This is a genomic window from Rhizobium sp. LARHSG275, assembly GCF_052871115.1.
Window position 1 is genome coordinate 128,261 of record NZ_JBIXJN010000014.1, and the last position, 15,168, is coordinate 143,428.

The following is a 15,168-nucleotide window of genomic DNA, read 5'->3' on the forward strand; positions in this document are numbered from 1 at the left end:
GTGAGGGGCAGCCTCACGCTAGGCCGTCACTGTTGATTCCGCAATCATTTCGCCCCTCAATCACTTGAGAACGGCAAAACCCTGCGCCGCGAAGAAGGCGGCGGCCTTGTCGGATTTCAGGAAGTCGAGATAGGCTGTCGCATCCGGGTTCTTGCTCTCGGCAAGGATTGCGATCGGATAGATGATCGGCGGGTGGGAATCGGCGGGGAATGTGCCGACGATGGCGACACCCTTATCGGCTGCGGCATCCGTCTGGTAGACGATGCCAAAGGGCGCTTCGCCACGCGAGACCAGGGCAAGGGCGGCGCGCACGCTTTCGGCGCCGGCGACCTTGGTTTCGACCGATTTCCAGACGCCGAGCTTTTCGAGCGCGGCCATGCCGTATTTGCCGGCCGGAACCGATTTCGGCTCACCCATGGCAAGCTTGCCGTCGCCCAAAAGCCCGGCGAGATCGAAGCCTTGCTTGATCTCAACCGGTTTTGCCTTGTCCTTTTCCGCAACGAGCACGATCTTGTTGCCGAGCAGGTTGGAGCGGGTGTCGGCCTTGATCAGGCTCTTTTTGGCGACATAATCCATCCAGTCGAGATCGGCCGAGATGAAGACATCGGCAGGGGCCGCGTTTTCGATCTGCTTGGCCAGCGCCCCGCTCGCCGCATAGGAGGTGACGGCTTCCTTGCCGCTTTCCTTCGTCCAGGCGGCATTGGCGGCGTCGAGCGCATCCTTGAGGCTCGCCGCAGCAAAGACGGTGAGCTTTTCGGCTGCGGCTGCAGGCGCCGAAAGCGCTGTCGCGCCAAGCCAGAGGGCTGAGATCGCGGCGATTGCCAGTTTCATCCATCGGCGGCGGTTCTGCATAATTCATTCTCCGAAGTTCGAAATATTGCGACGAATATAACGGTCGAGACGTCTTGGCTAGGGATATATCCAGGAAAATATAACCGTATCGACGCTCGCGTTCGCAGCGGCGCAATGTTCACGCATTCGTGAGGTGCATGGCTTCCGCCGAAAGTGAGATCAGCAGCGCGAAAATACCCGGGAGTCAGGTTTACAAACCGCAAGGACTCCCGGCGACCGGGACTGGTTCGTTATTGTTTGCTAATAAAAACAGCAATGGGGAAGCAAAATTCACCTCGAGATTTGCATCCGGTGCATTGCTGCAATGCACCAATCGGTATTCACCTTTTTGTCGAATATGATAAAACATACTCATCGATACGGCTTCTCCTCCTCCCATAGCCGTTCGATAGGGTCGACAACACTCCTCCTCCCAGTTGTCGATCGAGTTTATAAGCCCGACGGATCTCCTCCCCCGTCGGGCTTTCTCGTTTTCTGGATCTTCTGAAATCAGGCTGACGCATGCGTCTTGCCGGGCGCTCGGCGCTCTATTCGGCGTCGCCGTGCGACGAGCCGTTGCGGATTGCCGTCGAGCTCAGGCCGGAGCGCGGCCCGTGGATAAAGGTCCAGGCCGGGGCACGTTTCTTCCAGAGAATACGGGCATCATCCTCATCGACACGGGCGAAATCGAAGGTCCTGGCCATTTTCGAGGAGAGGAAGGAAAGCGTCGCACCTGGCCGGTCGATCACCGCGATCGGGAAGGTGCGGGCAATCTCCTGCCATTTCTGCCATTTGTGAAAGGTCTGCAGGCTGTCGGCGCCCATGATCCAGACGAAATGCACATGCGGATTGCGCGCCTTGACGCGGGCAAGCGTGTTGGCGGTGTAGCTGGTGCCGAACGTCTGTTCGAAGGCGGTGACCTTGATGCGGGGCTCGGGGGCAACACGCTCGCTTTCGGCAACGCGCTCGGCGAGTGGTGCGAGCTGGTTGCGGCTCTTCAGTGGATTGCCGGGTGTGACCATCCACCAGAGCTGGTCGAGGCCGAGCCGCTTGAGGGCGATCTCGGCGACGAGCGCGTGGCCCTGATGCGGTGGATTGAACGAACCGCCGAACAGACCGACGACCATGCCGCGCTCGCTGTGCGGCATGCGGAGATAGCGCCGGTCCACATTGTCGATCTTCACGTCAGGGCCGCGTTTGTCCGGCGCCGTGCACCCGATATTTGAAAGAAGTGAGCTGTTCGACGCCGACGGGGCCACGGGCGTGCATCTTGCCGGTGGCGATGCCGATTTCCGCACCCATGCCGAACTCGCCGCCATCGGCAAACTGCGTCGAGGCATTGTGCAGCAGGATCGCCGAATCGACCTCGGTGAAGAAACGCGCGACGACGTCAGGATCCTCGGCGATGACTGCCTCGGTGTGGTTCGAGGAATATCTCTGGATATGGGCGATGGCGCCCGAAATGCCGTCGACGACGGCAACCGAAATGATCGCGTCGAGATATTCGGTCGACCAGTCTTCTTCGGTCGCGGGCTTCATGCCGGGGGCGACCTTCAGCACCGTCGGCGAAGCGCGGATCTCGCAGCCGGCCTCCGTGAGAACCTCGAGCAGCGGCGTCAGATGCGTGCCGATTGCGGCGCCATCGACGAGCAGGGTTTCGGCTGCGCCGCAGATGCCGGTGCGGCGCATCTTGGCGTTGACGACGATCCTCTTCGCCATCTCGATATCGGCCGAGGCATCGACATAGATGTGGCAAAGGCCTTCGAGATGGGCAAAGACCGGCACACGCGCCTCGCTCTGCACGCGGGCAACCAGGCTCTTGCCGCCGCGCGGCACGATGACGTCGATCGCCCCGTCGAGGCCACGCAACATGGCGCCGACGGCGGCGCGGTCGGTGACCGGCACGAGTTGGATAGCATGCTCTGGAAGCCCTGCCGCCTTCAGGCCCTCGACCAGGCAGGCATGGATAGCCTGCGATGAACGGCGCGAATCCGAGCCGCAACGCAGGATGACGGCATTGCCCGCCTTGAGGCAGAGTGCGCCGGCATCCGCCGTGACGTTCGGCCGGCTTTCGAAGATCACGCCGATGACGCCGAGCGGCGTGCGGACGCGCTCGATCTTCAGGCCGTTCGGCCGGTCCCAGGCAGCAATGACTTCACCGACCGGATCGGCAAGGGCGGCGATGGCGCGGATTCCCTCGGCCATTTCGGCGATGCGCTTGTCGTTCAGCGTCAGCCGGTCGACGAAGGAAGCGAGCATCTCGGTGCCTTCGACGTCCTTCAGGTCCTTGGCATTCTCGGCAAGAATATGCGCCTTGTTCGCCAGGATCGCATCGGCCATGGCGTTCAGCGCGCTGTTCTTGGCCTCGGTGGACGCAAAGCCCAGCGGTCGTGCGGCAGCCTTTGCCTTGCGGCCGATGTCGTTCATCAGCACGTCAATGTCAGGGCCCGGCGCAACGGTATCAAGCATAGCTCGCGTCCTTCTTCTGCCTTTCCGATTTCGAACCGATCTGCGCGGTCATCACCATGTCGTCACGATGGACCATGGCGGCGCGCCCGGCGTAACCGAGGATGGCCTCGATCTCCGCCGACTTGCGGCCGGCAATCCGACGGGCGTCGTCGGCATCGTAGCTTACCAGGCCGCGGGCGATCTCACGGCCGGCCGGGCCGATGATCGCCACCGTATCGCCGCGGCTGAAGAGGCCGGAAACGCTGCGCACGCCGGCGGGAAGCAGGCTCTTGCCGGCGCCGAGCGCTGCGACGGCGCCGTCATCGACATGCAGTTCGCCGGCCGGCTGCAGTTGCCCGGCAATCCAGGTCTTGCGGGCGGTCACGGGTGTGCCCGATGGCGCGAACCAGGAGGAACGCGCGCCGTTTTCGATCGCCGACAGAGGATTGTCGGTCTTGCCGGAGGCGATGATCATCGCGCAGCCTGATGCCGTCGCAATCTTGCCGGCATCGATCTTGGTGCGCATGCCGCCGCGCGAAAGCTCGGAGGCCGCACCTCCGGCCATTGCCTCGATCTCGGGCGTGATTTCGGCAATCGTATCGAGGAACGTCGCGTTCGCATCGAGATGCGGCGGTGCGGTGTAGAGGCCGTCGATATCGGAGAGAAGAATGAGCAGATCGGCGCCGGTCATCGTCGCGACGCGGGCGGCCAGGCGGTCGTTGTCGCCATAGCGGATCTCGCTGGTCGCAACCGTATCGTTCTCGTTTATGATCGGCACGGCGCCGATCTTCAAAAGCTGATTGATGGTGGCGCGGGCATTGAGATAGCGGCGGCGCTCCTCGGTGTCACCGAGCGTCAGCAGGATCTGGCCGGCGACGATCTCGTCGCGCGACAGACTTTCCGACCAGGCGCGCGCCAGCGCGATCTGGCCGACGGCGGCCGCCGCCTGGCTTTCCTCCAGTTTCAGCGCGCCTGACGGAAGGTCGAGCACCGAGCGGCCGAGCGCGATTGCGCCCGAGGAGACGACGAGCACATCGATGCCCTTGGCCTTCAGGCCGGAGATATCGGCGCACATGGCATCGAGCCAGGCCTTCTTCAGCCCGGCCTTGCGATCGACCAGAAGCGCGGATCCGATCTTGATGACGATGCGACGGTAGCGGCCAAGCGGCTTACGGCTGGTCATCGTCCTCGTCCTTGTCCTGGCCCTCATCGGTGACGACCATGTCGCGATGGCGCAGCTTCGGCACCTTGGCCGGCCTCTCTTCGGTATTTTCCTCGACGATGATGTCGCGCAGCGCACGCAGCACCTCGGTCATGCCTTTGCCGGTAACGGCCGAAATCTGGAATGGCGTCTTGCCGCAGGCCTTGGCCAATTCCTTAGTCTTCTTCTTCAACTCGGCATCGTCGAGCACGTCGATCTGCGACAGTGCCACGATCTCAGCCTTGTCGGTCAGTTCATTTCCGTAGGCTTCCAGCTCGTGCTTGACCGTCTTATAGGCCTTGCCGACCTTTTCTTCCTGGGCGGAGATGAGGTGGAGCAGCACGCGGGTGCGCTCGACATGGCCGAGGAAACGGTCGCCAATGCCGACCCCTTCATGGGCGCCTTCGATCAGGCCCGGAATGTCGGCCAGGATGAATTCGCGCTCATCGATGGTGGCGACGCCGAGATTGGGATGCAACGTGGTGAAGGGATAGTTGGCGATCTTCGGCCGGGCACGGGTGACGGCAGCCAGGAAGGTCGATTTGCCGGCATTGGGCAGGCCGACGAGGCCGGCATCGGCAATCAGCTTCAGGTGCAGCCAGATGGTCTTTTCCTCGCCGGGCAGGCCGGGATTGGCCCAATCCGGCGCCTGATTGGTCGAGGTTTTGAAATGGGCGTTGCCGAAGCCGCCATTGCCGCCATGGGCGAGACAGTAACGCTGGCCTTCGACAGTCAGGTCGCAGATCAGCGTTTCCTGATCTTCCTCGAAGATCTGGGTGCCCACGGGAACCTTGAGCGTCACGTCGCTGCCATTGGCGCCGGTGCGGTTCCTGCCCATGCCATGGGTGCCGATCGTCGCCTTGAAATGCTGCTGATAGCGGAAATCGATCAGCGTGTTCAGGCCGTTGACGGCCTCGACCCAGACGTCGCCGCCGCGTCCGCCATCACCGCCATCCGGGCCGCCGAACTCGATGAATTTCTCGCGTCGGAAGGAAACGCTGCCGCCGCCGCCGTCCCCGGACTTGATATAGACCTTTGCTTCGTCGAGAAATTTCATTTTACTTCCAATATTCAGTGGCACTTGGACGGCCCGTCTTGGCCCATTCGATATAGGCGGTTCGGACGGAGGTCAAAGATTATCGTGAATTTTGCGAGCTATAACATACAGTACGGCTTCGGTCTCGACGGCAGATACGATCTGGCGCGCATCGCCCGGAGCCTCGAGGGAGCCGACGTCATCGCGCTGCAGGAGGTGACCCGCGGCTTCTCCCGCAACGGTTTTGCCGACATGGTGGCCGATATCGCAGGCTTCTTTCCCGACTATTTCTGGGTGTATGGGCCAGCCTGCGATATGCATGTCGAAGCGGATGAAGGCGGACTGCAGCCGGTGCGCGGCACGCGTTTTCAGTTCGGCAACATGGTGCTGTCGCGCTGGCCGATCCTCTCGACCCGAACGCTGCTTCTGCCGCGCAGCCGGACGATCGGCAAGATCAACCCGCAGCGCGGCGCGACCGAGGCGGTGATCGCAGCGCCCGGCGGCGCGATCCGAGTCTACTCCGTGCATCTCGACCATGTCTCCGCTGACGAGCGCATCCGCCAGCTGCAATTCCTGAACGCGCATATCAATGCCTTCGTCCAGGAGGGTGGGTCGCTGACGGGAGGTGGCGAATTCGATCTGCCGGAGCCGCCGCTGCCGGAAGATTACCTGATCATGGGCGATTTCAACATGGAGCCGGAATCGCCGGAATATTGCGCGCTTACTGGGGCTGGCGGTGGATATTATGGCCGCGTGGCGAGGATCGGCACGCCGATGGACGCCTTTGCGGCGCTGGAAGCCTATCGCCCTGGGAGCTACAGTTGGATGGATCCCGAAGATCACGGCAAACGCATGCATCTCGATTACTGCTTCGTCAGTTGCGGCTTGCAGAGCCGATTGAAATCCGCCCGGATCGATACGCAATCCGAGGGTTCCGATCATTTCCCCGTATGGGTCGAGATCGGCGATTGATGGAATTGATGGAGACGCCGCCGGTGCGGCGACGTCTCGGGTTTAATCACGCCATCTTTCGCGGCGGCTGCAGCATGCCCGGCTGCAGCACGGTTTCGATGTGCGACACCATGGTGTTGCGGGCGAAACAATAGATTTCGCCGCAACCCGTCATGCGGAAACCGAGCTTCTTCTGCAGTCGCAGCGAAGCCGGATTGTCGGCGAAAACGCCGGAATGAACCGGCGTCTCCGGCATGCGGCGCGAGAAGCGCTCGATGATCGCCGCCACCGCCTCGCTCATATAGCCGCGCCGCCAGTAGTAGCGGTTCAGCCAGTAGCCGAGGTGCCAGCGACCGTGGCGCAGCTCGATCGACACGTTGCCGAGATGGACATCGTCCTTATCGGTGATCGCCAGCGGCCAGTCGGGCAGGGTGCCAGAGGTGACCGGGATCAGCCAGTCCAGCGCATCCTGCCGGTCGAACGGCGCGGGTACGCGGGACAGCATGCGCGTGACAGCGAAATCGGAGAGCGATTCCGCGATCGCAGGCGCATCGCTCAGCCTGTGGGGGCGGAGCGTCAGCCGGGCGGTCGAGATGACAGGCGCGGGGCCGGGCATCATCGGCTTGACCTCAGGCCTTTGCAGCGCAGTCGTGCTCATGCGATGTTCCCCCAGCTTCGGAGGGACATCCAGGTCTTGCGGTCGAGCCTGTACCATTCGACCGGCACGTTGCTGCCGAGCGCTAGCGAGGCGGCGAGCCCCGAACCCTGGAACTGGAAGCCGCACTTCTGGATGACGCGGCGCGAGGCGACGTTCATGACCCGGCAACGGGCGTCGATCTGATCGACGTCCTGACGGGTCCTGAACACCATATCGACCAGGGCATGGCAGGCCTCGGTCGTATAACCCTTGTTCCAATAGGGCTCGCCCAGCCAGTAGCCGATCTCGACGGTTCTGCCGTCCGCATGCGGCTCGACGCCGCAGCAGCCGATAAAGGCGCCGTTTTCGGCCTTGGTGATCGCATAGACGCACTTGCCAATATCGCCATTTTTCGTGCGACGCACGAAGTCAGCAGCATCATCGGCGGTATAAGGGTGCGGCATACGCGATACCATGGTGGCGACTTTGGCGTTGTTGGCGAGATGGGCAAGGGCGTCGATGTCTTCTTCGTGGGGCGCGCGCATGACGAGCCTTTCCGATAACAAGACAGGGCAATCGGTCCTTAACCGTTCCGGCCTCAGCCGTTCTTCGGAAGACCGCTGGTCTTCCCGGGGAGACCGTGATTGGTCTGCCCTTAACAATTCGCCTTGCATGGTTCAGTCCTCCTTGAGGGGTAAAGAAAAAGGGGAGATGGCGCCCCATCTCCCCTGTTTTCTAGACTGAACCTGATACGGCCAGCCGGGTCGATGAGACGCCGGCTGTTTTTGAGCGCTACCGGCTTATTCCGCTGCTTCCGCTTTCGGCATGACAGACACGTAGACGCGACCGTTGGCCTTCGTTCGGTAGTTCACATTGCCGGCGGTAAGCGCAAAAATCGTGTGATCCTTGCCGAGGCCGACGTTGGAACCCGGATGCCACTCAGTACCGCGCTGACGCACGATGATGTTGCCTGCGATGACGGCTTCGCCGCCGAACTTCTTCACGCCAAGGCGCTTGGACTGAGAATCGCGACCGTTGCGCGATGAACCGCCAGCTTTTTTGTGTGCCATTGGAGTTCTCCTTTAAAACCTTGTCCCGTTGATCTTACTTGGCAGCCACGATGTCCGTGATACGGACGACCGTGTGATGCTGACGATGGCCGCGCGAACGCTTCGAATTCTGACGGCGGCGCTTCTTGAAGGCGATGACCTTCTTGCCGCGGTTCTGTTCGACGACTTCTGCCTTGACAGAGGCGCCGGTTACGAAGGGCGCACCGATCGCAGCGTCGGCGCCTTCGCCGATCACGAGCACTTCGGTGAATTCAATGGAGTCGCCAGCGGTAGCTTCCAGCTTTTCGATGGTCAGCACGTCGTTGGCTGCCACACGGTACTGTTTACCGCCGGTCTTGATGACTGCGAACATTTTTTATCCTTTCATGTTCGTTCCAGCGCTCCCCGCTCATTCAGCAGGTGGCTGTCTTTTTATCAGTCGAAGTTAAGCAGAGATTTCAGAGGTGTAATCCTCGAACTCGTCCTGCCGGTGAAGCCCCGCGCAAGCGCAGGACCAGCTAGGCGCGGATTTCTCCAAACCTATTGCGCAGCCGAGATAGCCGAGGGACAAAAAGCTGTCAAGGCAAAAGGATGGAATGCTTCGACTTTTCGGCTTGCCAGCCTGTCATTTGCCCGTTATGAGAACGCCCGCGCCGAACAAGCGCCGACCAGACCGCGGAGAGGTGGCAGAGTGGTCGAATGCACCGCACTCGAAATGCGGCATACCTGCAAGGGTATCGTGGGTTCAAATCCCACCCTCTCCGCCATTGGGTCTTCGACCGTAAGGGTGTCCGCGTCCTACTGCTATCTTTCGATTTTAGATGCCAGTGCCGAAATTTGGCTAGGGCCACACTAGAGGCACTTCCTGGCTTCTTTCGATGCGCCCCACTGGCGGGAAGATCTCACTGGCAGACAGTTTGAAGATTTTTGATCGCCAACTGCACATGGGCAGGCGGCAGAGTCTTGGGCGGATTGGCATTCAGAAAATCGACGATGCCTTTTGCGAGCTGGGAGGAGATGATGCCGCGATCCTGGGCGCTTCTTAGCTCATGCGCCGGAAATGTGGTCAATCTAGAACAATCGAGAAAGCAGTCATGGGTGAGGGCTTGGTGGTCAGTCGCAGTGAGCTGGAGCTGACCGACTCCATGTGCCCGAGCGTTTGTATTGATCCAGAAAAACAAATTGTCCGAAGCGCAGACGCACAGCGTAATCTTATCCTTCGACGGACGCGCAAGTGCAGTGTTTACCACATATACAGAGCCGAGGATCACAAAACACCGTAAGCGGCGAATTCTTTTGCCTCTTCGATGATATCCTGCTTGGCAGGGTTGTCGTCATCAATCATTGCCTCATAATCCATCACGCCGTTGGCGGGCGCCTCAAGCCAGGATCGCTCTTGATGGGTTAGAGTAGAAAGGGTCCCGAAGCTTCGGCGTCTGCAAAACTGGATCGCTTCGTCCAGGCATTCGATGTCACTCTCAGATAGCACGCTGGTATCAGCATCGCGTAATGCATTGACTTTGGGCCAAGGAGCTTGAGCGACGGAGAAAGCCTTGGTGACGGCCTCTGGATCGCCAGCACTATGGAGCCGTCCTTTTATGAAGTCATAGATGGTCGAGGGAACCGGACCGTTAGGCATAGCGATGAAGGTATCTGCTACGATCGGACGCGCGTATCTGTTGAGATGATACTTCTCAGCGAAAAAAAGAATTTTTGCTGCAAAAAAGGCAGTGACGTCTGGCCAGCGCGACGCGATGTATGTCATCGCCTCCACGCCTTTCTTCTCGTCGAACTGAAATCGCAACATCATGTCTCTCATAGAGATTTCTATCTCACACTTAACCTTGACTCGTCACCTCAAATGTGGTGGCGCGCTGCGATTCTTCAATGCCGTGTCTATTGAGTCACGCTTAAGCGTGGGGTTTCAATAAACTTTCTAGCCAAATCTCACTGATTTTGCAGTCACATCTTCAAAAAGGAGGCTGAAGATGCTGCGCCCAGGCGGTTGCTGCATCCGCTGCCGCATTTAGAGCGTGGATAATCTCGCCGCGATGAGTGGCCGCATAGGCCGTCGCCTTGTCGAGGATTTCGGCCCCATGATTGCCGACATAGGTCGTGACACTGCCGCCAATCGCCCATGCCAAGCCCTTCCCAAGTATCACAGCCAGGCGGCGGAACAGAGATGCTTTCTGGATGACGGCAGCAGGGTCCGGTGTCTCCGCGTTAGCCTCCTGACGACCGTCGGCAATAAGCTCAAGCACTTGCTGCTGCTGGTCTTCCGTCAGCGGTGGGTCTCGCTCCAACAGTTCGGGTGGGTGATTATGCGATCGATGCGCACGCTCTCTCTCGCCACGAACGAGCGCTTCCAAGCGGTCGAATCGCGAAAGCATTTCGAGCCGTAGTGCTTCTGTCTGCTCAGGCGTTGCTAGAACTTCCGTGGGATTCACAAAATCATCTTAGAAAGCCCCAGATTGGAACCCTGCAGTATCATCGTCTGGCTCGTTATAATCTTCGTCTTCGCCTGGACCATTCAGATCCTCGTCTTCTGTCGGCAGATCGTCCCCAATATGCTTCGGCGCCCATTCAAAAAGGCCATCTCTTTGCACCTCGTCGACCGCCGCCTGGATTAGTTCCTCGGTCGCGACATCACCGAAGTGGCTGTAAAGCTCTTCCGAGGCATCGTATGGTCCACCCCATATGTATTGGTATCCGCCGTCGGACGAAGCGTGCGGCGTCTTTTCTGCTGGATCTTCGAAATTATCGAAGAACCATTCGACCATCGACGCAATCTTCCGCACTCTTGACAGCCGGCGAAACTGGGAAGCCGTTAGTTCATCCCCTTCTAGATAATATTGTGGCGCCCTGGCCATGGTTTCCTCGCGAATCTGGCGATTGTATTGCTTCGCCTTACACCTTAGCCGCAACCGATGGAATCGCGAAAATTCGGTGGCCGCCCCGCCCGCGAAATCCTGACTAAAGGTTCTTGAGGTTCTCACGTTCCTTGAACGAATGGCCGACGGCTCGAAAGGCAATTTGGCATTTGGCCGCGCCGCGCCGACAGTACTCAATGCGGTAAACAACGACTGCCCCCCAGCGCCGACTTCGATGACCTCGGTTTCGTCCGGATCTGAGAGGCGCGGTGTCCCCAGCTTATGCCGCCTCGGGCTCCCACGCCCCCTCGATGCGCGTCTACATCGGCAACTGTCCGACGCCTGAAAGCCTCGACGCTGCCGGCCGCCGCTGCGGCGCACGCAGTGCGGCGTCTCAACCCGGCGGCTATGACGCCTATTCATCATTGACTACGCCGACTCCGAGTTATGGCGGAAGCGCTGTATGTGGGCGGGTATTCTCGCAAGAACGGCACTTACGTTCACGGCTAGACGCGCCGTCGCTAATCGTTGATTTGGAAAAGACCGAAGTAGTCTCTACGTACCTGTGGCAGAATATCGCTGGCGTCCCTCATGCCAAAACTGTCGAACGCCCGAGAAAAGTGCTCCTGGTCCTGCGCCGGCTCGGCCCCGCCCGTGAGCGCAAATTGCCACAATCCGCGGATGATATAGGCTTCGTGCTTATAGACCCCGCTCTTTTGTGCCTCTCTGTCGATCATCGACGCGTTGATGCCGTAGAACGCATCGATTTCGGTGATTTTGAGTTTATCCGTGGTCGCTGCTTTGAAGAGGTCAGGCCTCACAGCCTGCAGCAAAACATGCGATATGATGATGGTTTGCCAACCATGATAAAAGCCGCTGATCTTCTTGTTGTGCGGAATGAGAACTAGTCGCGTTAAGACCTTTTCGATATCTCTTAGCGACACGCCGCCCGCAGTTGCAAGCTCAAGGTGACGGGTCACCTCTCCTGCCAGTTTTTGATCTATTCCCATGTCGGACGCGATTTTCTGGAAATATTTAATTTGCGCACGAACCTGGTTGGTTTTGTCGGTGAAATCGGGGAGACGCATCGAAAGAGAAATGAACCGCTTGAGGTAGTCGGCAGCGTTGACACCGATCCCATATCGCGCCCGGACGATGTGCTCCAACGCGTCAAGATTTACGCCTAGAATGAAATGCACCTTCGGCACTGCGAAGAAGTGTTTTATGACCTCCAATACGCTCAAGGCGTAATCTGGCCTGCACCGATCCAATTCGTCGATCACGACAATCAAGGGTGCGCCAGCGTCAGTCAATTGAGCGAGGCATTCCTGAAATTTGAACATAGCCGCTTTCCGTCCATCCTCGCGGCGCCAGAAATCCTCCGCGGCTTTCTCAGCTTCTTTCCCACCGGCTTCAATGACTGCATCGATGACGGGGCCGGCTAGTTCGGTAGCGCCGGCTGTTGCGGCTGCGGCGCCTAGGCGCAGAAGCGGACGAGCAAGTTTATAGGCGACCGCTTTGGCTGTCTTCCAGTGGTCCTGTTCCTTTCCGACCGGAAGCCGTTCGCCGATTGCACCAGTCAATGCAATAAGCGGATCGTCGAGGAAGTCGTTCGCGAAGGCATCGAAGTAAATGGTCGTCGCTACACCGCCGTTTTCAAGCCGGTGAGCCCCAACCCACCTCTTTAGGAAATGCGACTTCCCGCTTCCCCAGGGGCCATCCACCGCGACGACGACTGGATCTTCCACCTTCTCGAGTAACTCGGACAGACGCTGGCCAGCATCTCGGCGGCCCAATAAGTCTGCTGCGTCGAATCCTTGTTCATAGATATTCAATTCGTCTTGCGGAGGAAAAAGCTTCATCGGTAGATCCATCAGCTCCTAGACAGAGCAACGAGTTGCTTTACGAAATGGGTCAGATCCTCAACGTGGGCGCGGTCACTCGCAAGGATCTCCTTCAAGATCGCAAATGAGTGGACGCGCTTTGAGAACGGGAGCCGAGCGCCAGAAAGGCTATTGAACAGGTCGCTCAGCAGATTGGCGGCGTCTACTTTATCAAGCCATTTCTCGTTCTTCCAATCTCCGTTCCACTCGTTAGCAGCCTTGTACTTGGCAGACCCGCCTTCCCCGCTTAAAAACCCTTCGACCGCGTCTACCGATACCGGCTCCTCTTCCAACCAGGTGTTTATGACGGATGTGATCGCCGCGGGGTGAAGCAAGTAGCATTCGAAAAGTCGCCGCGGCAAAAACAGGAGCCGGCCCTTTGCCTGGCGCGTCAGATCTTCCCTTTGCTTTTCCGTCAATCCCTCCGCATCAAAGGCAAACGTCACCGCGCCAGAAAGCACAGATGCCGCGTTGCTCAAGCGATCGTAAATGTCGAATACCAGCTCGGGACGGGTGCGTTTCGCAGTAAAGTCGCCAGTGGCGACAACGGCAGTAAATTGCGGCGCCCGCTGCTGGCGCTCGCTCGCGCTGTCGTCTCGCGTTTCCTCGAATATGTAAGGGAAGGCGAGTTCTTCCGTCGGGCCTTCTACCCAAATAACTCGGTCAGACGCGAAGACATCGGTCATGGACAGACCGAGTTCGCTTGTCAGAGCGCGAAGTTGGCTGACGTTCTCTACGTCTATCGGAACGACGGTCGACGTGAAATCCGTCTTTGTGACCAGATGAACTGCTGACGGCCTGCAGGCTGAAAGCACTTCCGGCGAATGGGTTGAGATGATGTACTGATGGTGACCATAGTGGCTTTCGAGAATTCGAACCAAAGCCTTGGCCGCTGCCGGATGCAGGAAACTGCTAATTTCGTCGATTACAATGACGGCATCCTCCATTGTCATCGCGACGGTCAAAATCGCAAGAACCTGAGAGAGGCCCGTCCCGCTTTCATCAAGCGGTGTAGCCAATTCGCGATACTGCTGCTTAAGCACTGGCCAGACCAAAATTTCCAGTTCCATTGATTCGCTCTGGCTGGAAATACTCAGGTTACGAACTGTCGGGAAGATGTCTCGCATGTGCTGTTTGAGAGCATTGAAAAGATCCCCGCGATTGCCTTGCATGCGCATTAAAACAGCGGGCAAATTTCCTGCATCAGGCTGCAACTTTTCAGCTAAGTTGATAGCACACCGGCCAACGTTGTAACGTTGCGCGTCGAAATAGAAGACCGCACTATGCCAGCGCGCATCAACGATGTGATTCAAAGTCACGCCTCGGGCCTCGTAACCTACGAACTCTGCCCCCAATGGTGATGGGCGAAACCGAACTGTAGTAACGTGCTGGCCCGTATGGGCCGGCATGTTTACAACTGTTAGCCCCGCCGCATCTCTACGACACTCCGCAAGCCACTTCTCTCCATTGAAGAAGTTGTCCAGAGCGCCACTGAAACTCTTCGGTTCTGCTTCTACGGTCCAGATGAGTTCCCAGCCGGCCAGCTGCCACGTCCTGAATAATTCAGCTCCAGAAAGTTGGACCTTTGCTTGTTGAACTGACGCGGTGAGTTGCTCACGTCGAAAGGTCGTCGCATTGCGATGAGGACTTTGTTGAAAGCTCGGCCTGAAGCTGCGCAGCAAAGCAGATTTGCCAGTGTTATTCTGCCCGACGAAGAAATTGATGCCCGGCCCAAGCGCCAACACATCAGTACTGGAGAAGCTTGCGTACCCGCTCAATTGTATATCGGAAAACCTCAAATCATCTTCTCCGCCGTTCGTCAACGGAACGGAACACCGAGTCGCTTCATGCTGTCAATCAGTCGCGTATCCTGCGCCGAATTCCGGATTCTGACTTTCACTAAGGCAGGTTATTGCAGGCGCCGCTGCGCTTCGTACCGCCGACAATCCAGAAATCGGCGCCTGAAGACTTGCTCTCATTTGTGGTTCGGACCACTGCGCCGTGCGGGTGATGGCAGGAGTGACGTTCGTCGCCGGCATTATCATGTAGACGGGCGCGGTTCTGAAGACGAAAACGCGACCGCCGCCGATCTGGTAAGCGTCGTCAGGGTCATGCCGGTGGCGGACATGAATTCGCTGATAGGGCAGCCGTTGTATTGCGTCAGCCTGCCGTCAAGCATCGCATCGATCTCAGTCTGATGCTCGGCGCCGGACTGGCACCTGGAAAGCGACAGGAGCCCAAGCAGGAATATCGATCGGCAGT

The 15,168-nt window shown here is 58.8% G+C and carries 16 protein-coding genes and 1 tRNA gene; 2 read left to right on the plus strand and 15 right to left on the minus strand.

All coding sequences use genetic code 11. The features are described 5' to 3' along the window. Positions 1-60 precede the first annotated feature (60 nt). The 5 genes from modA to obgE form a co-directional block, all read right to left on the minus strand. On the minus strand, positions 61-852 hold the full coding sequence (modA, locus tag ACIPSK_RS20320) for a molybdate ABC transporter substrate-binding protein (RefSeq protein ID WP_162114997.1): 792 nt from the start codon (positions 850-852) through the stop codon (positions 61-63). A 527-nt stretch (positions 853-1,379) separates the two neighbouring features. Next, positions 1,380-1,979 carry a nicotinate-nucleotide adenylyltransferase gene (locus ACIPSK_RS20325; RefSeq protein WP_168724633.1) on the minus strand — a complete coding sequence of 200 codons (600 nt, stop codon included), beginning with the start codon at positions 1,977-1,979 and terminating at the stop codon, positions 1,380-1,382. 37 nt (positions 1,980-2,016) lie between these two features. Further along, positions 2,017-3,300, minus strand: coding sequence for a glutamate-5-semialdehyde dehydrogenase (locus tag ACIPSK_RS20330; RefSeq protein ID WP_162114998.1), 1,284 nt, complete (start codon positions 3,298-3,300; stop codon positions 2,017-2,019). Next, entirely contained in the window at positions 3,293-4,462 is a 1,170-nt protein-coding gene (gene proB / locus ACIPSK_RS20335; protein WP_162114999.1) for a glutamate 5-kinase, read from the minus strand. Before proB ends, ACIPSK_RS20330 begins: the two co-directional genes overlap by 8 nt. Then, positions 4,449-5,537, minus strand: coding sequence for a GTPase ObgE (gene obgE / locus ACIPSK_RS20340; RefSeq protein WP_017966063.1), 1,089 nt, complete (start codon positions 5,535-5,537; stop codon positions 4,449-4,451). Before obgE ends, proB begins: the two co-directional genes overlap by 14 nt. Positions 5,538-5,621: 84 nt before the next feature. On the opposite strand from obgE, the gene ACIPSK_RS20345 reads away from it, so the two are divergent. Continuing rightward, positions 5,622-6,488 (plus strand): endonuclease/exonuclease/phosphatase family protein, encoded by an 867-nt coding sequence (locus ACIPSK_RS20345; protein ID WP_162115000.1) that lies wholly within the window; start codon positions 5,622-5,624, stop codon positions 6,486-6,488. A 46-nt stretch (positions 6,489-6,534) separates the two neighbouring features. Here the strand turns inward: ACIPSK_RS20345 and ACIPSK_RS20350 are convergent, their stop codons facing one another. The 4 genes from ACIPSK_RS20350 to rplU form a co-directional block, all read right to left on the minus strand. Beyond that, positions 6,535-7,125, minus strand: a complete 591-nt coding sequence (locus ACIPSK_RS20350; RefSeq protein ID WP_162115001.1) for a GNAT family N-acetyltransferase — start codon at positions 7,123-7,125, stop codon at positions 6,535-6,537. Continuing rightward, positions 7,122-7,778, minus strand: coding sequence for a GNAT family N-acetyltransferase (locus ACIPSK_RS20355; protein ID WP_017966066.1), 657 nt, complete (start codon positions 7,776-7,778; stop codon positions 7,122-7,124). Before ACIPSK_RS20355 ends, ACIPSK_RS20350 begins: the two co-directional genes overlap by 4 nt. 126 nt (positions 7,779-7,904) lie before the next feature. Next, positions 7,905-8,174 carry a 50S ribosomal protein L27 gene (gene rpmA / locus ACIPSK_RS20360; protein ID WP_003543909.1) on the minus strand — a complete coding sequence of 90 codons (270 nt, stop codon included), beginning with the start codon at positions 8,172-8,174 and terminating at the stop codon, positions 7,905-7,907. A gap of 34 nt (positions 8,175-8,208) precedes the next feature. Then, the gene (rplU, locus tag ACIPSK_RS20365; protein ID WP_003543907.1) at positions 8,209-8,526 is read right to left on the minus strand and encodes a 50S ribosomal protein L21; all 318 of its coding nucleotides are present in this window, start codon (positions 8,524-8,526) and stop codon (positions 8,209-8,211) included. 304 nt (positions 8,527-8,830) lie between these two features. On the opposite strand from rplU, the gene ACIPSK_RS20370 reads away from it, so the two are divergent. Then, positions 8,831-8,920, plus strand: a tRNA-Ser gene (locus tag ACIPSK_RS20370). A 135-nt stretch (positions 8,921-9,055) separates the two neighbouring features. On the opposite strand, the gene ACIPSK_RS20375 is transcribed toward ACIPSK_RS20370, so the two are convergent. The 6 genes from ACIPSK_RS20375 to ACIPSK_RS20400 all read right to left on the minus strand — a co-directional run bounded on the left by ACIPSK_RS20375 (position 9,056) and on the right by ACIPSK_RS20400 (position 14,705). Continuing rightward, positions 9,056-9,403: a hypothetical protein gene (locus ACIPSK_RS20375; protein WP_162115002.1), complete on the minus strand. Its 348-nt coding sequence runs from the start codon at positions 9,401-9,403 to the stop codon at positions 9,056-9,058. A gap of 17 nt (positions 9,404-9,420) precedes the next feature. After that, positions 9,421-9,972 (minus strand): Panacea domain-containing protein, encoded by a 552-nt coding sequence (locus ACIPSK_RS20380; RefSeq protein ID WP_162115003.1) that lies wholly within the window; start codon positions 9,970-9,972, stop codon positions 9,421-9,423. Positions 9,973-10,123: 151 nt separating this feature from the next. Then, complete coding sequence (locus tag ACIPSK_RS20385; RefSeq protein ID WP_162115004.1) at positions 10,124-10,600, minus strand: hypothetical protein; 477 nt, start codon at positions 10,598-10,600, stop codon at positions 10,124-10,126. Between the two features lie 9 nt (positions 10,601-10,609). Then, on the minus strand, positions 10,610-11,233 hold the full coding sequence (locus ACIPSK_RS20390) for a hypothetical protein (RefSeq protein WP_162115005.1): 624 nt from the start codon (positions 11,231-11,233) through the stop codon (positions 10,610-10,612). A gap of 311 nt (positions 11,234-11,544) precedes the next feature. Further along, the gene (locus ACIPSK_RS20395; protein WP_446532962.1) at positions 11,545-12,897 is read right to left on the minus strand and encodes a KAP family P-loop NTPase fold protein; all 1,353 of its coding nucleotides are present in this window, start codon (positions 12,895-12,897) and stop codon (positions 11,545-11,547) included. After that, on the minus strand, positions 12,897-14,705 hold the full coding sequence (locus ACIPSK_RS20400; RefSeq protein ID WP_162115007.1) for an AAA family ATPase: 1,809 nt from the start codon (positions 14,703-14,705) through the stop codon (positions 12,897-12,899). The genes ACIPSK_RS20395 and ACIPSK_RS20400 overlap by 1 nt, the downstream gene beginning before the upstream one ends. Positions 14,706-15,168 lie beyond the last annotated feature (463 nt).

Excerpts from the sequence above, each read along its gene's own strand:
- ACIPSK_RS20395 (WP_446532962.1), bottom strand. The coding sequence starts at position 12,897 with ATGGATCTACCGATGAAGCTTTTTCCTCCGCAAGACGAATTGAATATC.
- ACIPSK_RS20330 (WP_162114998.1), bottom strand. The coding sequence starts at position 3,300 with ATGCTTGATACCGTTGCGCCGGGCCCTGACATTGACGTGCTGATGAAC.
- ACIPSK_RS20350 (WP_162115001.1), bottom strand. The coding sequence starts at position 7,125 with ATGAGCACGACTGCGCTGCAAAGGCCTGAGGTCAAGCCGATGATGCCC.
- proB (WP_162114999.1), bottom strand. The coding sequence starts at position 4,462 with ATGACCAGCCGTAAGCCGCTTGGCCGCTACCGTCGCATCGTCATCAAG.
- rpmA (WP_003543909.1), bottom strand. The coding sequence starts at position 8,174 with ATGGCACACAAAAAAGCTGGCGGTTCATCGCGCAACGGTCGCGATTCT.
- ACIPSK_RS20355 (WP_017966066.1), bottom strand. The coding sequence starts at position 7,778 with ATGCAAGGCGAATTGTTAAGGGCAGACCAATCACGGTCTCCCCGGGAA.
- rplU (WP_003543907.1), bottom strand. The coding sequence starts at position 8,526 with ATGTTCGCAGTCATCAAGACCGGCGGTAAACAGTACCGTGTGGCAGCC.
- ACIPSK_RS20325 (WP_168724633.1), bottom strand. The coding sequence starts at position 1,979 with ATGCCGCACAGCGAGCGCGGCATGGTCGTCGGTCTGTTCGGCGGTTCG.
- ACIPSK_RS20380 (WP_162115003.1), bottom strand. The coding sequence starts at position 9,972 with ATGAGAGACATGATGTTGCGATTTCAGTTCGACGAGAAGAAAGGCGTG.
- obgE (WP_017966063.1), bottom strand. The coding sequence starts at position 5,537 with ATGAAATTTCTCGACGAAGCAAAGGTCTATATCAAGTCCGGGGACGGC.
- modA (WP_162114997.1), bottom strand. The coding sequence starts at position 852 with ATGCAGAACCGCCGCCGATGGATGAAACTGGCAATCGCCGCGATCTCA.